Origin of the sequence: Nocardia arthritidis (assembly GCF_011801145.1) — a bacterium.
Lineage (GTDB): Bacteria > Actinomycetota > Actinomycetes > Mycobacteriales > Mycobacteriaceae > Nocardia > Nocardia arthritidis_A.
On sequence record NZ_CP046172.1, the window covers coordinates 9,159,970 to 9,177,061 of the forward strand.

At 68.5% G+C, this 17,092-nt stretch carries 21 protein-coding genes; 5 read left to right on the forward strand and 16 right to left on the reverse strand.

Annotated features, from left to right (window positions below; translation table 11 throughout):
* The first annotated feature begins 78 nt into the window (after positions 1-78).
* Entirely contained in the window at positions 79-450 is a 372-nt protein-coding gene (locus F5544_RS41570) for a hypothetical protein (RefSeq protein ID WP_167478205.1), read from the forward strand.
* A 4-nt stretch (positions 451-454) separates the two neighbouring features.
* Here the strand turns inward: F5544_RS41570 and F5544_RS41575 are convergent, their stop codons facing one another.
* The 5 genes from F5544_RS41575 to hemB form a co-directional block, all read right to left on the reverse strand.
* The gene (locus F5544_RS41575; RefSeq protein ID WP_167478206.1) at positions 455-697 is read right to left on the reverse strand and encodes a hypothetical protein; all 243 of its coding nucleotides are present in this window, start codon (positions 695-697) and stop codon (positions 455-457) included.
* Between the two features lie 152 nt (positions 698-849).
* Positions 850-1,083, reverse strand: coding sequence for a hypothetical protein (locus F5544_RS41580; protein ID WP_167478207.1), 234 nt, complete (start codon positions 1,081-1,083; stop codon positions 850-852).
* A 36-nt stretch (positions 1,084-1,119) separates the two neighbouring features.
* Positions 1,120-1,386, reverse strand: a complete 267-nt coding sequence (locus tag F5544_RS41585; RefSeq protein ID WP_167478208.1) for a hypothetical protein — start codon at positions 1,384-1,386, stop codon at positions 1,120-1,122.
* Entirely contained in the window at positions 1,383-1,865 is a 483-nt protein-coding gene (locus F5544_RS41590) for a hypothetical protein (RefSeq protein ID WP_167478209.1), read from the reverse strand. The genes F5544_RS41585 and F5544_RS41590 overlap by 4 nt, the downstream gene beginning before the upstream one ends.
* 331 nt (positions 1,866-2,196) lie before the next feature.
* Positions 2,197-3,174, reverse strand: a complete 978-nt coding sequence (gene hemB, locus F5544_RS41595) for a porphobilinogen synthase (RefSeq protein WP_167478210.1) — start codon at positions 3,172-3,174, stop codon at positions 2,197-2,199.
* A gap of 171 nt (positions 3,175-3,345) precedes the next feature.
* Between hemB and F5544_RS41600 the strand changes: the two genes are divergently transcribed.
* The 3 genes from F5544_RS41600 to F5544_RS41610 all read left to right on the forward strand — a co-directional run bounded on the left by F5544_RS41600 (position 3,346) and on the right by F5544_RS41610 (position 5,518).
* Positions 3,346-4,134, forward strand: coding sequence for a hypothetical protein (locus tag F5544_RS41600; protein ID WP_167478211.1), 789 nt, complete (start codon positions 3,346-3,348; stop codon positions 4,132-4,134).
* Positions 4,135-4,270: 136 nt separating this feature from the next.
* Complete coding sequence (locus tag F5544_RS41605) at positions 4,271-5,134, forward strand: tetratricopeptide repeat protein (protein ID WP_167478212.1); 864 nt, start codon at positions 4,271-4,273, stop codon at positions 5,132-5,134.
* Positions 5,135-5,245: 111 nt separating this feature from the next.
* Positions 5,246-5,518 carry a hypothetical protein gene (locus tag F5544_RS41610; RefSeq protein WP_174867511.1) on the forward strand — a complete coding sequence of 91 codons (273 nt, stop codon included), beginning with the start codon at positions 5,246-5,248 and terminating at the stop codon, positions 5,516-5,518.
* A 175-nt stretch (positions 5,519-5,693) separates the two neighbouring features.
* Here F5544_RS41610 and F5544_RS41615 read toward each other — a convergent pair whose 3' ends face one another.
* The 5 genes from F5544_RS41615 to F5544_RS41635 form a co-directional block, all read right to left on the reverse strand.
* Positions 5,694-7,256, reverse strand: a complete 1,563-nt coding sequence (locus F5544_RS41615; RefSeq protein ID WP_167478213.1) for a uroporphyrinogen-III synthase — start codon at positions 7,254-7,256, stop codon at positions 5,694-5,696.
* Entirely contained in the window at positions 7,253-8,302 is a 1,050-nt protein-coding gene (gene hemC / locus F5544_RS41620) for a hydroxymethylbilane synthase (protein ID WP_167478214.1), read from the reverse strand. Before hemC ends, F5544_RS41615 begins: the two co-directional genes overlap by 4 nt.
* Positions 8,299-9,690: a glutamyl-tRNA reductase gene (locus F5544_RS41625; protein ID WP_167478215.1), complete on the reverse strand. Its 1,392-nt coding sequence runs from the start codon at positions 9,688-9,690 to the stop codon at positions 8,299-8,301. Before F5544_RS41625 ends, hemC begins: the two co-directional genes overlap by 4 nt.
* 3 nt (positions 9,691-9,693) lie before the next feature.
* Positions 9,694-10,584 carry a redox-sensing transcriptional repressor Rex gene (locus tag F5544_RS41630; protein WP_167478216.1) on the reverse strand — a complete coding sequence of 297 codons (891 nt, stop codon included), beginning with the start codon at positions 10,582-10,584 and terminating at the stop codon, positions 9,694-9,696.
* Between the two features lie 238 nt (positions 10,585-10,822).
* Complete coding sequence (locus F5544_RS41635) at positions 10,823-11,083, reverse strand: glutaredoxin family protein (protein ID WP_167478217.1); 261 nt, start codon at positions 11,081-11,083, stop codon at positions 10,823-10,825.
* Between the two features lie 111 nt (positions 11,084-11,194).
* Between F5544_RS41635 and F5544_RS41640 the strand changes: the two genes are divergently transcribed.
* Positions 11,195-12,223 (forward strand): HAD family hydrolase, encoded by a 1,029-nt coding sequence (locus tag F5544_RS41640; RefSeq protein WP_428847101.1) that lies wholly within the window; start codon positions 11,195-11,197, stop codon positions 12,221-12,223.
* Between the two features lie 9 nt (positions 12,224-12,232).
* Here the strand turns inward: F5544_RS41640 and F5544_RS41645 are convergent, their stop codons facing one another.
* From F5544_RS41645 to F5544_RS41670, 6 genes are all read right to left on the reverse strand, one after another.
* Positions 12,233-13,264: a lysophospholipid acyltransferase family protein gene (locus F5544_RS41645; RefSeq protein WP_167478218.1), complete on the reverse strand. Its 1,032-nt coding sequence runs from the start codon at positions 13,262-13,264 to the stop codon at positions 12,233-12,235.
* Positions 13,261-14,319 (reverse strand): NAD-dependent epimerase/dehydratase family protein, encoded by a 1,059-nt coding sequence (locus tag F5544_RS41650; RefSeq protein ID WP_174867513.1) that lies wholly within the window; start codon positions 14,317-14,319, stop codon positions 13,261-13,263. The genes F5544_RS41645 and F5544_RS41650 overlap by 4 nt, the downstream gene beginning before the upstream one ends.
* Before the next feature lie 273 nt (positions 14,320-14,592).
* The gene (locus F5544_RS41655) at positions 14,593-14,694 is read right to left on the reverse strand and encodes a 30S ribosomal protein bS22 (protein WP_003402602.1); all 102 of its coding nucleotides are present in this window, start codon (positions 14,692-14,694) and stop codon (positions 14,593-14,595) included.
* 196 nt (positions 14,695-14,890) lie between these two features.
* The gene (locus tag F5544_RS41660) at positions 14,891-15,145 is read right to left on the reverse strand and encodes a helix-turn-helix domain-containing protein (RefSeq protein ID WP_225731612.1); all 255 of its coding nucleotides are present in this window, start codon (positions 15,143-15,145) and stop codon (positions 14,891-14,893) included.
* Between the two features lie 204 nt (positions 15,146-15,349).
* Complete coding sequence (proC, locus tag F5544_RS41665; RefSeq protein WP_167478219.1) at positions 15,350-16,174, reverse strand: pyrroline-5-carboxylate reductase; 825 nt, start codon at positions 16,172-16,174, stop codon at positions 15,350-15,352.
* 24 nt (positions 16,175-16,198) lie between these two features.
* The gene (locus F5544_RS41670; RefSeq protein WP_167478220.1) at positions 16,199-17,089 is read right to left on the reverse strand and encodes a sugar phosphate isomerase/epimerase family protein; all 891 of its coding nucleotides are present in this window, start codon (positions 17,087-17,089) and stop codon (positions 16,199-16,201) included.
* Positions 17,090-17,092 lie beyond the last annotated feature (3 nt).

The window sequence follows — 17,092 nt, forward strand, 5'->3', positions numbered from 1 at the left end:
GCGGAATATTGATCGCTGATGGTTTGCCAATGCGTAAGGTTCCGGTCCGTACGCAAACCATCGGCCGGGAGGGACACCATGCGGATCGCCATTGTCAGCGCGGCCTTCGTCGCACTAGCCGCCAGCTTCGGCGCGGGCGCCGCCGCCGCGGCCGACCCGGTGAGTCAGCCGGATCGCGTCGGGCTGAGGTTGAGCCACGGCGAAACCCTGGGGCTTTCCGACGGACCGCTGCCCGCCATCGTGACGATGATGGTGCCGCTCAACCGAATCGGCGCCGGCCTCAAGGGCGACACCAAGATCTTCCGCGACGATCAGGGCGGCGTGCACGCATCGCTGCGCCAGATCATCATGGAGGCGGCCGACCACCCCGACGGCACCGTCACCATCTACCTGAACGCGCCCGGCACCCGCAACGGACGGGTGCTGGACGTTTACCAGAACTGGCAGTAACCCGCTACGTGTACATGCACGGCACCGCAGGCAGCATCGAATGCAGCATGCACATGAACTGGTTGTACGGTCCCGCCGAACCCGATTCGGGCACGAAGTCCAGGGTCGGCCGCGCCGACTGAACCACCTGGCCGTCCGCGGTCCGCTCCAGCGGCAATCCCGGATTCGCCGCGGCGGGTCCCGCGCCCATTCCGATCACGGCCGCCACCGCGACCGCCGCACCCAACTGACCGACCAACCGCTTCACCAGGTAAACCCTTCGTTTGCCGCTTGACCATCGCGCGGCCGAAATACACACGGCCGCACGGATATTCCGGAAATCGCAGCGGCGGTGCCGCGGCGATCACGTGCACGCTACCCGTGATCGCCGGGCGAATGAAGTGGCAATTTCGGCCGCGCTCAGCTCTGCGCGGTGATACCGACGCACCACAGTGCGAACCCGGTGGTGAACAGGCAATCCAGCGGTTCGGGCAGCACATGCAGCAGCGGTGCGGGCGGTGCGAGGTAGACGACCGGCGAGCGGGCCGGGCCGACATCAGGATCCGCGGCGGCCGGAGCCGCACAGGCCGCGCCGAGTAGACCGGCCGCCACCACCCCGATCAGATATTTCCGTACATGGGCTGTGGACTTCATGGGTTCGATATTCCCGCGAACCCGGCGCGAAAACGATCAAATGCGCGTATCGGCCGCTACGTCGGAGCGAACAATCCGGACCGCGCGGGCGCTACCGTCGATCGCGACGACGCCGCCGACCGTCACGAGCACCGCCGCCAGCAGCAGCCACGGCGCGGCATACCGGGTCGCCTCGAAGCCGGGCGTGTCGCCCGACCGCGCGAACACCGTCGTATGCAGGCCACAGCGCCAGCTCAGCACCGCGCCCACGAGGCACAGCACCGCGACGACCACGTCCGTCGCGAGCAGCAGCCAGTTCCTCACCGGTCGACTCCGTTCCGCTCCAGCGCCTCGGTCAGCGCGGCACGCAGGCCACGGTGGTCGCGCGCCCACGCCTGCACCAATCCACCGTCCGCGAGTCGCAGCCCGATACCCTTGCGCCGCCGCGGCACCCCGGTGAGCTCACCGAGCGCCCGCGCCGACTCCCATTCCGCATCCTTCTTGGCGTGCTCGTCGCGCTCGGGCAGCACCTCGGCGATCGTATCGAGCGACAGCGTCTCGGTGCCATCGCGCAGCGCGGTATCGGTGAGTTCCACGCTGACGTGCCTGCGCCCGGCGACCACCTGCAGCGCGACGAATCCGGCGATCAGCGCGGCGCAGAAGATCAGCGCGAACCAGTGGATATCGGTGCCGGTGGCCGCCTCCATCAGGAGTACGGCCAGGCATAGCAGCGGCCCATAGGCCACCGCGCGCCAGCGGGCGCCCGGCTCGGAAAACAGGACGGCGGAGGCGGATTCGGTCACGCGGCACTTCCGGGAACCGGCACGCGGCGATCCATCGAACGAGGGCTCAGCGAGTCAGACTCGGCAGCAACAGCACCGCTATGGTGACGAGACCGAAAAGGACCAGCAGGCTCAGCACGGCCAACTCCCGCCGAATGCTCTGCGGCTGTTGAATGACCACGCGCATCGAAGCCTCCGATCATCCGGAGCGTCTGCCGAACAAACGACTTCCGGTACACCTGTCCCCTGTGACAACCCTCACGATACATGGTGGCGTGTCCTGGACAAATTCGGTGCCCGATCCGTTCGGACGACGCCGAGCCTTCACCCGGAGGCCGCATGCGCGACAGGTTCAGGACAACCAGTTCGCCGCCTCGGTCGCCCAGTAGGTGAGCACGAAATCCGCACCGGCCCGGCGAATACCGAGCAACGATTCGAGCACCGCGGCCCGCCGATCGATCCAGCCGCGCTGCGCGGCGGCGGTGATCATCGAGTACTCGCCCGAAATCTGGTATGCCGCAACGGGAACGTTCGAGTTGTCGGCGACGTCGCGCAGGATGTCGAGATACGACATGGCGGGCTTCACCATCACGATATCCGCGCCCTCGGCCAGGTCCAGTTCCAGTTCGCGCAGGGCCTCCCGCCGATTCGCCGGATCCTGCTGGTAGGTGCGCCGGTCCCCCTGCAGCGACGAGCCGACCGCCTCGCGGAACGGTCCGTAGAACGCCGAGGCGTATTTCGCGGTGTAGGCCAGGATTCCGGTATCGGTGCGGCCCGCCGCGTCCAGCCCGGCCCGGATCGCGCCGACCTGACCGTCCATCATGCCGCTGGCGCCGAGCAGGTCGGCACCCGAATCCGCTTGTGCCAGCGCCATTTCCACGTAGACGCGCAGGGTGGCGTCATTGTCCACCGCACCGTCGGGCGCGAGCACGCCGCAGTGGCCGTGGTCGGTGAATTCGTCCAGGCAGGTGTCGGCCATGACGACCGTCGCGTCGCCGACCTCCTCGGCGAGCGCGCGCAGGCCGCGGTTCAGGATGCCGTTCGGATCGATGGCCTGGCTGCCCTCGGCGTCCTTGTCCTGCGGGCGCGGCACACCGAACAGCATCAGGCCGCCGACGCCCGCGCCGACCGCCTCGGCCGCCGCCTTGCGCAGCGAATCCATCGAATGCTGTACGACACCCGGCATCGAGGCGATCTCGCGCGGCTCGTCCAGACCGTCGGCCACGAACATCGGCAACACCAATTGCCGTGGCTGCAAGGAGATTTCGGCTACGAGACGGCGTAACGCCGGGGTGCGGCGCAACCGCCGCGGGCGGTCCATTCCGGTCATATCCGCGAGCCTACGCCGGTGACCGAATCGTGCCGACGGCACATCGCATCCCGACAGATCATGGATTGCGGTCCGGCGCGGTGACCAGGTGCGAGTCACCGACAGTGAGCGCGAGCACGTTCCCATGGCGCATACTTCACTCGCAGGGCAACTTCCGGGGGGCCGCAGGCAATGACCGATCCGCAGACCGACGCCTCGCTGGCCCGTGCCGCCGATTTCGAGTCATGGGCCGCGGTGGCCCTCGCGCAATGGTGGCCGCTGCTCACCGGCGGCCTGGCCCCGCCCGCGACGGCACTGCGCGCCTGGCGCGCCATCGACGGCAGCGGGCGCGAATTCCGGGTCGGCTTCATCGCGCGCAAACTCGCCGGTCCGGAACTCATGCCGGTGGCGCGCAACGCATTCGATCGCTTGGGTATGACACCGGACGAGCACGAGTGGCGGCAGTCGCAGGGCAGGCATCTGGTCGGCGGTACCGAGGACGCGGTGGTGCGCGTGCGGTTCTCCGATACCGCGCACACCGTTTTCATCCGGCTGGAGAGCAGACCGTGCGAGGTGTCATGGGCCGCGGGCCGCAGGCTGCTCGGCACACCGGACGAGAACGTGCCGTTCCCGAGCACAACGGTCGGCCCGCTGGATGTGCGGGTGGCGCGCAACAGCGCAAGGCATCTGCTGACCCAGCACGGTGCGGCGCTCGCCGAACCCGACGACCCGTTCCAGCTCGGCCCGCCCGATCACGTCTTCGACGTCGGGTGGGCCTTCATATTTCCGTGGTCGACCACGTCCTGGTACGAGGCGGGCAGACCGCCGCGCCTGGCGGCCGACAGCGGCGGGCCCATCGTCGTCGTCAAGGACACCGGACATGTCTGGCTGCTCGGCAGCATCGGCAGTTTCGACGCCCAGCTCGCCGCTTACGCCCGTGATCAGGGCTATCACCACACCATCGGATATCCGTCCGGGTAACTGGGGTCATGACAGCGCGCCCGCGCGGGCCGATCATGGATGACGGGGAGGGGACGCGTGCGCATCGACCGACCCGGCGACAACTGTGCGACCACCAGTCCCAGCACTGAAACCGCTACCTTCAGGACCGCCGCTCATGTTCAGTGATCCACCAGATCCGACGGGCATCGCCAACGAGCGAAAGCTGAACGCGCTGCGCGGGTTGGCCGCCGACGGCGACCCGCGCGCCATGGAACAGCTCGGGCACATGCTGTGGGATCGCGACGATCTGACCGGCGCCGAACACTGGTTCCGCCGCGCCGCCGACCTCGGCAGCGGCACCGCCATGGCGAATCTGGGCCTGCTCACCGGCACCGACGGCCGGATCGGCGAGGCCATCGGCTGGTTGGAGTCGGCGGTCGGGGCCGGCTGTCCCGGTGCCGATCAGCAGCTCGGGCTGCTGCATCTCGAGCGCGGCAATCTGGACGAGGCCGAACGCTGGTTCCGGCCCGCCGCCGAGGCGGGCGTGCCGGAGGCGCTGTGCAATATGGGCGTCATCGCGAACCGGCGGGGCGACGACACCGCGTCCGAGGAGTGGTACGAGCGCGCGGCCGGCAACGGAAACCCAACGGCCATGCGAAGTTTGGGGCTCCATCTGGCCCGCCGCGGCGAACTGGGCCGGGCTGTCGCACTGCTCACCGAGGCGGTGCGCCGCGGCCGCATCGACGCCATGGCCATCCTCGGCTCGATCCACCTGGACCACGGCGATGCGACGGCGGGCGAGGACTGGTTGCGGCGCGGCGCCGAGGCAGGCGATCCGGATTCGATGTTCCATCTCGCACTTTTCCTGCGGGAGCGCCACATTCAGGTGCCGGGCACCCTCGACGACCCGGATACCCTGCGCACCGTCGCCGGCATCATCACCGGCGCGATGTCCCCGCATCAGGAGGCGCAGGACTGGCTGGAGCGCGCCGCCTCCCTCGGCCATCCGCAGGCCATGCAACTGCTGCACGATCTCTGAGCCGCCGCGGTCCGGAAACCCTTCGTACGCAGCGGTTTTTGTCGGTGCCGCCGAGTACAATCGAAGACGTGTTCGAGGGGGTTCGGACACCTGCTCGATGGGAGGACACTCGTGCCCAAGCCGAAGACGGTTGTCATCGACCGGCCCTATGTTCCGTTGGAGAAGAAGCCGCTGCCCGCCGGGCGGCCGCGGTCGTGGTACGTCACTCACAACCGGCGACTGAAGGCGATGCGCCTGGCGATCGCGCTGCTCGATTCGGGGGTCTACCGGGCAAGTCAGGCGGATAACGAAAAGATCAGGCGCACCGCGGAATTGGTCGGCATCCGGCCACCGTCCAACACCACCTGCCGCCTGGTCCGCGACATGATGCGCACCCGGCGGTGAACCACAAGCAGAGCGAAATCAGTTGTCCGACTTGTGAAGCCGGACAACTGATTTCGCATGCACATGGGTAACTCGCCGGGTACCGGCTAACTCAGCCACGAGGCGAACCGGCGGCCGCCAACGCTCGTCTCACGGCACCCGAGTCTGGCCTGAAGACACGGAGAGGCGGGACAGCCTACCGGCTGCGGCGGCTCTTCTTGCGCGGCGGCGGCAGCAGACCCTCGGCGCGCAACCTGGCCGCATGCTCGGCCAGCGCCTCGACCAGCGGACCGACCTGCGCGACCTCCGGCTGCACATCCACCCGCAACCCGAATTCGATTGCCGTCTCGGCGGTTTTCGGGCCGATGCAGGCGACGATGGTGCGCGCGTGCGGCTTACCCGCGATGCCGACCAGGTTGCGGACCGTGGAGGACGAGGTGAACAGGACCGCGTCGAAACCGCCGGTCTTGATCATCTCGCGGGTCTCGGCGGGCGGCGGGGATGCACGCACCGTCCGGTACGCGGTGACGTCGTCGATTTCCCAGCCGCGATCGCGCAGCCCCTCGGCCAGCGTCTCGGTGGCGATATCGGCGCGCGGCAACAGAACCCGGTTCACCGGGTCGAAAACGTCGTCGTAGGGCGGGAAGTCGGCGAGCAGGCCCTCTGAGGACTGTTCGCCGCTGGGCACCAGCTCCGGATTGATGCCGAACGAGCGCACCTTGTCGGCGGTGGCCTCGCCGACGCAGGCGATCTTCACACCGGAGAACGCCCTTGCGTCCAAACCGAATTCGGCGAACTTCTCCCACACCGCGCGCACCGCGTTGGTGGAGGTGAACACCACCCACTGGTACCGGCCGTCGACCAGACCCTTGACCGCGCGCTCCATCTGCGCCGGGCTGCGCGGCGGCTCCACCGCGATGGTCGGCACCTCCATCGGGATGGCGCCGTGGGTGACCAGCCGCTCGCTCATCTCGGCGGCCTGATCCTTGGTGCGCGGCACCAGCACGGTCCAGCCGTACAGCGCGCGCGACTCCCACCACGACATCTTCGACCGCGCGGCGACCACCTTGCCGATGGTCACCACCAGCGGGCCGACCAGTTCGGATGCGGCGCTGTTCAGCGTGGCCAGGGTGGCCTCGATGGTGCGCTGCTGGCGGGTGGTGCCGCGCACGGTCACCGCGACCGGCGTCTGCGGCGCCATCCCGTGTTCCACCAGGGCGCTCGCGGTCTCGGCCAGATGGCCCGAGGTGGCGTGCAGCACGAGCGGGCCGGGGGCCGCGGCCAGCGCGGCCCAGTCGACCTCGCCGCGCACATCGGCCTCGGTGTGCCCGGAGCCGAGCGCGATACCCGCGTAGCTCGGCACCGCGGATCCGGTGGGCAGCCCCGGCAGCACCTCGAAGACCACATGCGACCGGGTGACGGCGTTGACCTCGGCGATCACCGAATCGGCCGTCAGCGGATCGCCCGCGACGACGCGCACCACATCGTGGCCGTTGCGCGCCTCGGCGACCAGCGTCTTGGCCACCTCGGCGGGTTCACCGAGCGCCGGTCGCACATCGACCGGGCGGGTGCCGTCGGGGTCCTCCTCAACCGCGGTGCCGATCAGGGCCAGCACACCCTTGTCGACATCCGGGTCGGTGAATGCCAGTGTCGCGCGGCCGAGCACCTCGCGGGCGTGCACTGTCAGCAGTGCCGGATCGCCGGGACCCGACCCGACGAAGAGGATCCGACCGGGATGCTTTTTGGTGGCTCGACTCATTCGAGGTTCTCCATTGGACTGGGGTTGGCAAAGTCTGCGGGCGGATTCACCGCCTGGGTCGAGCCATTCGGCTCCGGTGTGCCGAGCAGCTCGCGGGCACCCAGCTCGAGCAGCTCTCTGGCCAGCGCCCGACCGAGCTCGGCGGCCCGTTCCGGCGCGCCGACCACGGAGGCGCGCAGCACCTCGGATCCGTCGACGGCGGCGGCGCACGCGCGTAGCGAGAGCTCGTCGACGATGCGGCCGTCGTCATCCAGCGACTCGACCACCTCGGCCAGTGCGCCGATCGGCGCGGTGCAGCCGGCCTCCAGCTCGGCGAGCAGTGCCCGCTCGGCCAGTACAGCGGCCCGGGTCGCGGCATCGTCGAAGCGGCTCAGCGCGGTCACCAATTCGGTGTCGTCGCTGCGGCATTCGATCGCCAGCGCGCCCTGCGACGGGGCGGGCAGCATCTGCACCGGCTCCAGCGCCTCGGTGACCGCGTCGGTGCGGTCGATCCGGGCGAGGCCGGCTCTTGCCACGACCACCGCGTCGAGTTCGCCATCGGCGACCTTGCGCAGCCTGGTATCCAGATTGCCGCGCAATGGAACGATCTCCAGGCCGAGCCCGAGCGCACGCAGCTGCGCGGCCCGGCGCGGCGCCGAGGTGCCGATCCGCGAGCCGGGCGGCAGTTCGCCGAGCACCAGACCGTCGCGCGCCACCAGGGCGTCGCGCGGATCCTCGCGTGGCGGGATCGCGGCAATGGTGAAGCGCGGATCCTGTGCGGTGGGTAGATCCTTGTACGAGTGCACCGCGATATCGATTGCGCCGGCGGCCAATTCGTCACGCAGCGCCGAGGTGAACACGCCGACGCCGATCTGCTCCACCGGCTCGCTCGACAGGTCGCCCGCGGTTTTGACGACGACCAGCTCGGCCGGATGCCCGGCGGCGATCAGCGCGTCGCGGACCGTGCCCGCCTGGGTGAGCGCGAGCAGGCTGCCGCGGGTGCCGATCCGCCACGGCGCGCGGGTGCCCGCGGTCGTCACGTCCTGCTCCTCCCGCACCATCGTCATGCCTGCCGCTCCTGTCCGCCCGCTTGATGTCCCGCGGTGAAATCGTCGGCGAGCTCGCCGATCGAGCTGATCTCCATCGGCGCGGCAACCGCTTGTGCCGCACCGGGTTTCAGCTCGAACAACTCGCGCAACGCCTCGGCGTAGCTGTCCCCGCCCGGGGTGGACGCCAGCTGCTTGACCCGCACCGTCGGCGCGTGCAGCAGCTTGTCAACCACCCGGCGCACGGTGCGCGCCACCTCGTCGCGCTCCGGATCGGCCAGGCCGGGCAGCCGCGAATCCAGCCGCAGCAGTTCGGCCTCGACCACCTCGGCGGCGCGCTGACGCAGCGCGGCGACGGTCGGGGTGACCTCCGCCATCCGTTGTCCGGCAAGATATTTCGCGAGTTCCTCGGCGACGATCGCGCGGGCCGCCGCGGTATCGGCGGCGGCCGCGCCCGCGGCCGGATCGCGCTGCAGCGTCTCGATATCGATCACGGTGACGCCGGGCAGTCCGGCCACCGCGTGCTCGACATCGCGCGGCAGCCCGAGGTCGCAGAGCACGAGCGGCCTTGTCGCACTTCGGTTCTGATCGGTCAGCGCCCGGTGCACATCGGCGAGGGTGATCACGGTGCCGACCGCGCCGGTACAGGTGAGCACCACGTCGGCGGTGGCCAGCGCCTCGGCCAGCCGGGAGAGCTCGAACCCGACGGCGGCGCGCACCCCGTGCGCAAGCGCGGTTTCCGCCAGCCGGTGGGCCCGCTCGATGGTGCGGTTCACCACGGTGATCCGGTCCACGCCCGCACGCGAAAGATGCGCTACCGCAAGGCCGCCCATCGCGCCCGCGCCGACGACCACGGCGGTCTTGCCGGTCAGGTCGCCGAGCAGCTGCTGTGCCCGCTCCAGCGCCACCGAGACCACCGAGGCGCCCGCCCGGTCGATCCCGGTCTCCGAATGCACCCGCTTGCCGACCCGCAGCGCCTGCTGGGCCAGCTCGTGCATGGTGCGCCCGACGGCCTGCTGCGCGTCGGCGGCGGCGTACGCGCCGCGGATCTGGCTGAGCACCTGCTGCTCGCCGACCACCATCGAATCCAGCCCGCTCGCCACCGCGAACAGGTGCTCGGCCGCGGCCTCGCTGTAGCGGACGTACGCGTGCTTGGTCAGATCGGGCAGCGGCAGTCCGGAGTGTTTGGTCAGCAGCTCGCCGACCTCGGCCAGGCCGCCGTGGAAGGCGTCCACCACCGCGTACACCTCGACGCGGTTGCAGGTGGAGACGATCATCGCCTCCGAGACATGACTGGAGGCCAGCATGCGGTCGATCAGCTTCGGCCGGTCGGCATCGGTGATCGCGACCTTCTCCAGTACCGCGACGGGTGCGCTCCGATGCGAAATCCCGACTAGCAGAACACTCATGCCCTAAACCACCGATCCCTTGCTGGAAGGCTCCGTTGCCGAATGGGAGGCTGCGGCGTGCTTCGCCGTCGCATGCTGGGTCGTCGAATGCTTGAGTGCCGGATGCCCGTTCGCGGCGTGTCCAGCCATCCCCCGATGTCTACCGTCGGCCGTTACGCCGGGGAGGGTGATCCGGCCCGGGATCGCGGGTGTCACCTCGGGCAGTTCGGCCGCCGCGGTGGTCTCCGCGACATTGCGGGCGGTCTCGAACGAGAGCATCTGCAGTTCCGCCGCCAGATCGACGCGCCGCACCTCGACGGTGCCCGGCACGCTCAGCTCGCACGGCGCGAAGCTCAGAATGGATTGCAGCCCGGCGGCGACCAACCGGTCGCAGACGTCCTGGGCCGCGTCGTCGGGCACGGTGATGACGGCGATGGTCGGTGCGAGCGCGGCGACGGCGGCGTCCAGATCGACGACATCGCCGACGGTCAGCCCGGCCACCTCCAGCCCGATCACCGCGGGATCGCTGTCGAATATGCCGACGACGGTGAACCCGCGCCGCGGGAACCCGCCGTAGCCCACCAGCGCGCGCCCCAGATTCCCGGCGCCGACCAGCACCACCCGGTGCCCCTGCGAGAGCCCGAGCACATCCTCGATCCTGGTGTGCAGCTTGACGACGTCGTAGCCGACACCGCGCACGCCGTTGGGTCCGAGGAAGGACAGATCCTTGCGCAACTTCGCCGAATTGACACCCGCCGCGACAGCCAGTTCCTCACTCGATACGATGGCAACACCGTCGTCGGCCAACATGGCGAGGACCCGGAGATAGGTGGCCAACCGCGCCACCGTGGCCTGCGGGATGTCCTTCTGCAGAGCCCTGGAGACGCCGCCTGGCGCCTCATGCTGCTCTGTCACGTCGTCGGCTCCTCGTCCGGCCCGTGCGCGGTCCGGGTCGTCTGTCGACCTGCGGCCGGAAAACGGTCCGGTGCCACGGTCGATGTGTCGGATTTCAGGGGTGGGTTCGCGCCTCGGCGCTGCGGGTCGCGTGCCACCACCGTAACTGCTTGTGAAGCCCTGCACAAAGTCGGTGAATTGCGCCTCATTTTCCGCCGCGACCCGCCGTGTTGGGCAAAGCGACACGACCCTGTTTGGGTCAGCGACTGAGATCCGCGCGCAATCGGGGCTCGTCAACGTCGAAATAGCTGTGCTCACGACCGTTCAGCAACACCACGGGCAACCTGTCGCCGAACTCCGCGCGCAGCGCCGGATCGGTGGCGGCCGCCACGTCGACGTCGACGGTTTCCGGCTCGATCCCGAAATCCGCGCAGATCATCCGCAGTTGATCCAGTGCGACGGCGCACAGGCCGCAGCCCGCGCGGGTCAGCAGGGTCACCGAATGTGTGGCATTGGTCATGACGGACATTAAATCCCCTCGCCACATACCGGTTGGTCCACGCGGACCGGGTATAGGTGTCATCGAATCCGGTTAATGTGGACGTGGTTCGCGCGACGGGCGGAGGTACTGGTGCCGGAACGATCGAAGGTGGAGAGGGCCGGATTCATCGCGGGACGATTCGGCGAGTTTCCGGTGCGCTGGAATTTCGGGCCACTCGGCCAGAACCTGCAGGATCAGCTGGCGCGCATCTCGCGCAGCCCGTTCGGTCCGAGCGAGGAGGAGGTGCGCGCCAACCTGGCGGGCGAGGCCAGCGCCGATGCGGCGCTCGCGCTGCACGACGCCGAATTGGCCGCCGCCGATGCCGAACCCGCCGGTCCGGAGGCCCCGCGCGATCTGACCGCCGCCGCATTCTTCGATGTCGACAACACGATGGTGCAGGGTGCGTCCATCGTGCACTTCGCCCGCGGGCTGGCCGCGCGCAAATACTTCAAGACCTCCGACCTGGTCGACATCGCGTGGAAGCAGGTGAAATTCCGGGTCACCGGCAAGGAGAACAGCACCGATATGGCCAGCGGTAAGGAGAAGGCGCTGGCCTTCATCGCCGGCCGCTCCACCGCCGAATTGGCCGCGCTCGGCGAGGAGATCTACGACGAGATCATCGCCGACAAGATCTGGCCGGGTACCCGCGCGCTCGCGCAGATGCATCTCGACGCCGGACAGCAGGTGTGGTTGGTCACCGCGACGCCGGTGGAGCTGGCGCAGGTGATCGCCAAGCGGCTCGGCCTCACCGGCGCGCTCGGCACGGTGGCCGAAAGCGTAGACGGGAAGTTCACCGGCCGCCTGGTCGGCGATATCCTGCACGGCCTCGGCAAGGCACATGCGGTGCGCACCTTGGCGATTCGCGAGGGACTGAACCTCAAGCGGTGCACCGCGTACTCCGACAGCCACAACGACGTACCGATGCTGTCACTGGTCGGCACCGCGGTGGCGATCAATCCGGATTCGGATCTGCGCGAGGTGGCCAAGAACCGCGGCTGGGAGATCCGCGACTTCCGCACCGGCCGCAAGGCGGCAAAGGTCGGCGTGCCGACGGCGCTCGCTTTGGGCGCGGCGGGCGGCGCGGTGGCCGCCGTGATCACCCGCCGCCGCGAGCACTGAGGCGAAAATTCAGCCGGTGAACGGGTTCCGGCGCTTGTTCAGCAGCTTGTACAGGGTCTGCTGGATGGTCTCCCGAACCTGATCGGTGACCTCGAACATGGTCATCGGGTCGTCGGCCGCCTCCGGCTCGTAACCCGTTGTCGGGATGGGGGTTCCGAATTCGATGTACCACTTCGACGGCAGCGGCAGCGCACCGAGCGGCCCCAGGTGCGGGAACAGCGGCGTCACCGGGAAGTACGGCAGCCCGAGCAGCCGGGCCAGCGGCTTGATATCGGTCAGCTTCGGGTAGATCTCCTCGGATCCGACGATCGAGCACGGGATGATCGGCACCCCGGTGCGCACCGCCGCGGCGACGAAACCGCCGCGACCGAACCGCTGCAGCTTGTACCGGTCCGCGTAGTTCTTGCCGACGCCCTTGAAACCCTCGGGAAATACCCCGGTCAATTCGCCTGTGCGCAAGAGCCTTTCGGCGTCGGGGCGGCAGGCCAGGGTGTGCCCCGCCTTGCGGGCGAGCATGCCGAGCAGCGGCATCTCGAAGATCAGGTCGGCGGCGAGCAGCCGCAGCGCGCGCTGCTTGGGATGGTGGTCGTGCACGGCCAGCTGCAGCATCAACCCGTCGAGCGGCACGGTGCCCGCGTGGTTGGCCACCAGCAGCGCACCGCCGACCTCGGGAATGTTCTCGATACCGCTCACCTTGACCCGGAACCAGATATCCGAAAGCGGCCGCAGCGCGGGCAGAATCACCGATTCCAGCAGATGTTCGTCGAAACCGAATTCGTCGATCTGGTAGTCACCGGTGAGCCTGCGCCGGGCGAAATCGGCTGTCTTGCCGATCTGTTTGCCGATCGCACCGCGCACCAGGTCCGAAAGCGATTGCGGCGCGGGAGGTTCCGCCGCGGTCAGCCGATCGGTGAGCGAGGTGACCGGGCTCGGCAGGAAATCCGCGTCGGGCACCGTATCGAGCCTGCGCCGCGCCGCCGGTCGCAGCCGCGCCTCCAGCTGTGCGTCGTGGAGTTGAATGACCTTCGCTACATCGTTCATGAGTGTGCTCCCGTATCGGCCCCGACCAGGCCGAGCAGTTTTCGTTCTGCGACATCGATCCACGCGGGATCGAAGACGGGCCGCAACGCTGCGCCCCCGATGAAGTCGTCGAATGCCTGCACCGTCGTCCAGCGCGGCTGGAAGCCGAGCTCGGTGCGCATACGGGTGGTGTCCAGACCACAACCGAAGTGGAAGTAGTCCAGCTGCTCGCCGCTGAAATCCCGCATCACCGGGCCCATCAGCGCGCGGCCGACGGTGCGGAAAACAATGAACGGGACCGGTACCTCGATGCGTCCGGCCCGGCGCACCGCCTGCGAGAGCGCGAGCGCGCCGTCACCGGCGATATTGAAGGTTCCGGCGCGTCCGGCCGTCGCCGCGGTCGCGAGCGCCGCGACGGCGTCCTCCTCGTGCAGCAGTTGCAGCCGCGCGTCCCGGCCGAAGACGGTCGGGGTGATCGGTGAACGTAAATACTGCGCGCCCCGCGCGGCCGACCGCGGACCGACAATGGGCGCGAAACGCAGAATCGTCGTAGCGATATCCGGACGACGCCGCGCCAATCCTCGGACGAATCCCTCGATTTCGATCATGTCCCGGGCAAACCAACCGCTCGGTGGTTGTCGGGCGCCCATTTCTTCGGTGAATTTCGCCGGATCTTTCGCACTGCACCCGTACACCGCCGACGACGAACGCACCACAACTCGCTCTACGTTCGGCGATTTCTGGCATACCGCGAGCAACTGCATGGCGCCGAGGACGTTGAGATCCTTCATCACCGCCCGCGCACCGCCGGCGGGTGGGCGCGACAGCACACCCGCGTGCACCACGGTGTCCACCGCGTTACCGCCGATTATCTTGCGGATCAACGGATTTCGAATATCGGCCCGGATGAACTCGGCGCGCCCCATGCGGCGCTGCAGCTCGCGGCTCGGGGTCATCGTGTCCACCGCGATGATCCGCTCGATCTCCGGATCCTGGGCAAGGCGCGCCACCGTGTTGCCGCCGAAAAAACGGCTGGCACCGGTCACCAGCACCACTTTGGGTGCGCTGCCTCGCATCTCGGATCCCACCGCCACCTGCCTGGCCGCAAAGCCGAATTATTTCGCGTTCCAGAGTAACCGTAGTCATCGGCGGTCTCGAGGGTATTAACCAGCTTCTAACGATGACTTCAATCACTCGATACATGGCTTTGCGACCCTGCGCCGCAAGGAATTTCAATGCCGGTGATTTAAACGAAAGTTCGTTGCGCCCCTAGACGCGGCAGGGGCGAATCGTCACATGAAAGAGGCCCGGCACTGCGTACAGTGCCGGGCCTCTCCGCTCTCGCGCGCTTACTTGCCGAGTTTGCGCCGCTGAACACGCGTGCGGCGAAGCAGCTTGCGGTGCTTCTTCTTCGACATGCGCTTGCGGCGCTTCTTGATCACAGAACCCATAGGGTTGTTCCTCGCGTTCTCTCTACTCGGCACGCGCATACGTTCGCGCGCGTTTGCTGTCCGGTCGTTCGGCAAGCCTCACGCCCCATGTCCGCGCCGCCGGATACCACGGCGCACCGACTAGCGGTGCGGCCGGCGGGCGAACACGAACCGAGGGTCTATCGTACCGGGACGTCCTGGATGGACTCGAACCGGCTCAACCGGCGTCGAAGTAGGACGTCTCCAGGTAGTCGTGCACCGCCTTGGCGTGTACCCGGAACGAGCGGCCGACCCGCACCGCCGGCAGTTCGCCGGAGTGCACGAGCCGGTACACCGTCATCTTGGATACCCGCATCAGATTCGCTACCTCGGCGACGGTGAGGAACTGCGTTCCGCCGCCGATCACCGGTTGACTTGCCCTGCTAGATGAGCCGGAACCGCTGCCGGACGACCCACCATTGTTCGCAGACATCTTGTTCGAAGACATCATTGCACCATTGACCTCCGGCACGTCCGCGCCGCCGGCTTCCCCACCGGCGGAACAGACACGCACGTGCTCCTTGAAGCTTAGCGGGGCCAGTGGGATTACTGCGACGGGAGTGAGAAATCGGGTTTTACGATTGGGAACCGACCGGTCACGGTGCGTTTACTGGGTTGAATCGGCTCGTAAGATTCGCTAGCGGTCCTCACCCGCCTGGCCCAGCTCCGCCGATCGATCCCGGGCGGCGTGCAGCGCCTCCAGAAACGCCGAGCGCACCCCGTGACGCTCCAGCTCGCGCATCGCCGCCGCCGTGGTGCCGGCGGGTGAGGTGACCGCGGCGCGCAGCTCGACGGCGCTCTGATCGGCGTCGTCGAGCAGCGCGGCCGAACCCACCAGCGTCTGCACCACCAACTGTGTGGCCACCTCACGGTTCAAGCCCAGTCCGACGGATGCGTCGATCATGGCCTCGACCACCAGGAAGAAATAGGCGGGTCCCGATCCGGACACCGCGGTCACCGCATCCATCTGCGCCTCAGCGACGGTGGCCACCTTGCCGACGGCGCCGAGCAATTCGGTCACCTGGGCCAGTTGCTCGGCCCTGACGTGGCGTCCCGGCGCCAGCACGGACATGCCCTGACCGACCAGCATCGGAGTGTTCGCCATGACCCGGACGACCGGGAAACCCGCAGGCAGATGCCGTTCCAGCCGCGCGATCGGCACGCCTGCGGCCAGCGAGACCAGCACCTGGTCGCGCTCGCCGCCGATGACGGCCTTGCTCAGATCGGTCATCACCGATTCGACGTCGCCGGGCTTGACGGCGATCACCACCAGATCGGCGCCGGTCACCGCGTCGGCGACCGCATCGGTGACCCGGATGTCGAGGCGGTCGGCGAGCAGCAGCGCCCGATCCGGATGCGTCTCGACGACAACGAGATCCTTGGCCTGCCGACCCGATTCGAGCAATCCGGCGAGCAACGCCTCACCGATCCGGCCGCCGCCGATCACCGCAATCCTCGTCATGGAATCCAAGGCTAGAGGCGGCTTTCAGCCGCGGTTCGCGTGGGTCGGCTCGGCGGCGGGCGCCGGGGTCATGCCGTTGAGGTGGGTGCGCGCGAAGGTGAGCGTGCGGCGCAGCATGGCGGCGCGGTCCGCGGTGGTGCGCGCGTTCTGCGTATTGATCTCGGCGACAGCGTGTCCGGTGAATCCGGAACGCACCAGCATCGCGCACAGTTCGACGCACGGCTGGGTGCCGTCGCCCGGCACCAGATGTTCGTCGTGCGCGGCGCCGCGGCCGTCGGCCAGATGCAGGTGGGTCAGGTTGTGCCCCATCCGCGCCGCCAGCGCCAGCGGGTCGGCGCCCGCGGTGGCGGTATGCGAAAGATCCAGGGTGTAGTGCCGGAACCCGGTATCGGTCGGATCGTAGGACGGGCTGAAGGCGGTGAGCGCCAAGCCGGGACCGCCGCGGCGCTCCAGCCGCTTCACCGAGGCGCCGCGCCGCCCGAACAGCGTGTCGGCCCGCATCGGGAACATATTCTCCACCGCGACCGCGACCGGGCTCGACTCCTCCAGCTCGGCCACCTGCTCGGCGAACCCGTCGGCGTATCGACGCTGCCAGCGGAACGGCGGATGCACGACGACGGTATCCGCGCCGAGCGCCTCCGCGGTGCGCACGCTGCGCTCGAGTTTGGCCACCGGATCGGCGCCCCAAACCCGTTGCGAGATCAGCAGGCACGGCGCGTGGATGGCGAGCACCGGCACCCCGTACTTGTGCGCGTACGCCTGCACGGTGGAGATGCTCTGGCTGGCCGGCTCGGCCCACACCATCAATTCGATGCCGTCGTAACCGATTTCGGCCGCGTAGCGGAAGGCCGCCTCGGTGTTCTGCGGGTAGACCGAGGCCGTCGACAAGCCGACCCGAATCCCGTTGTCGCCCACTGC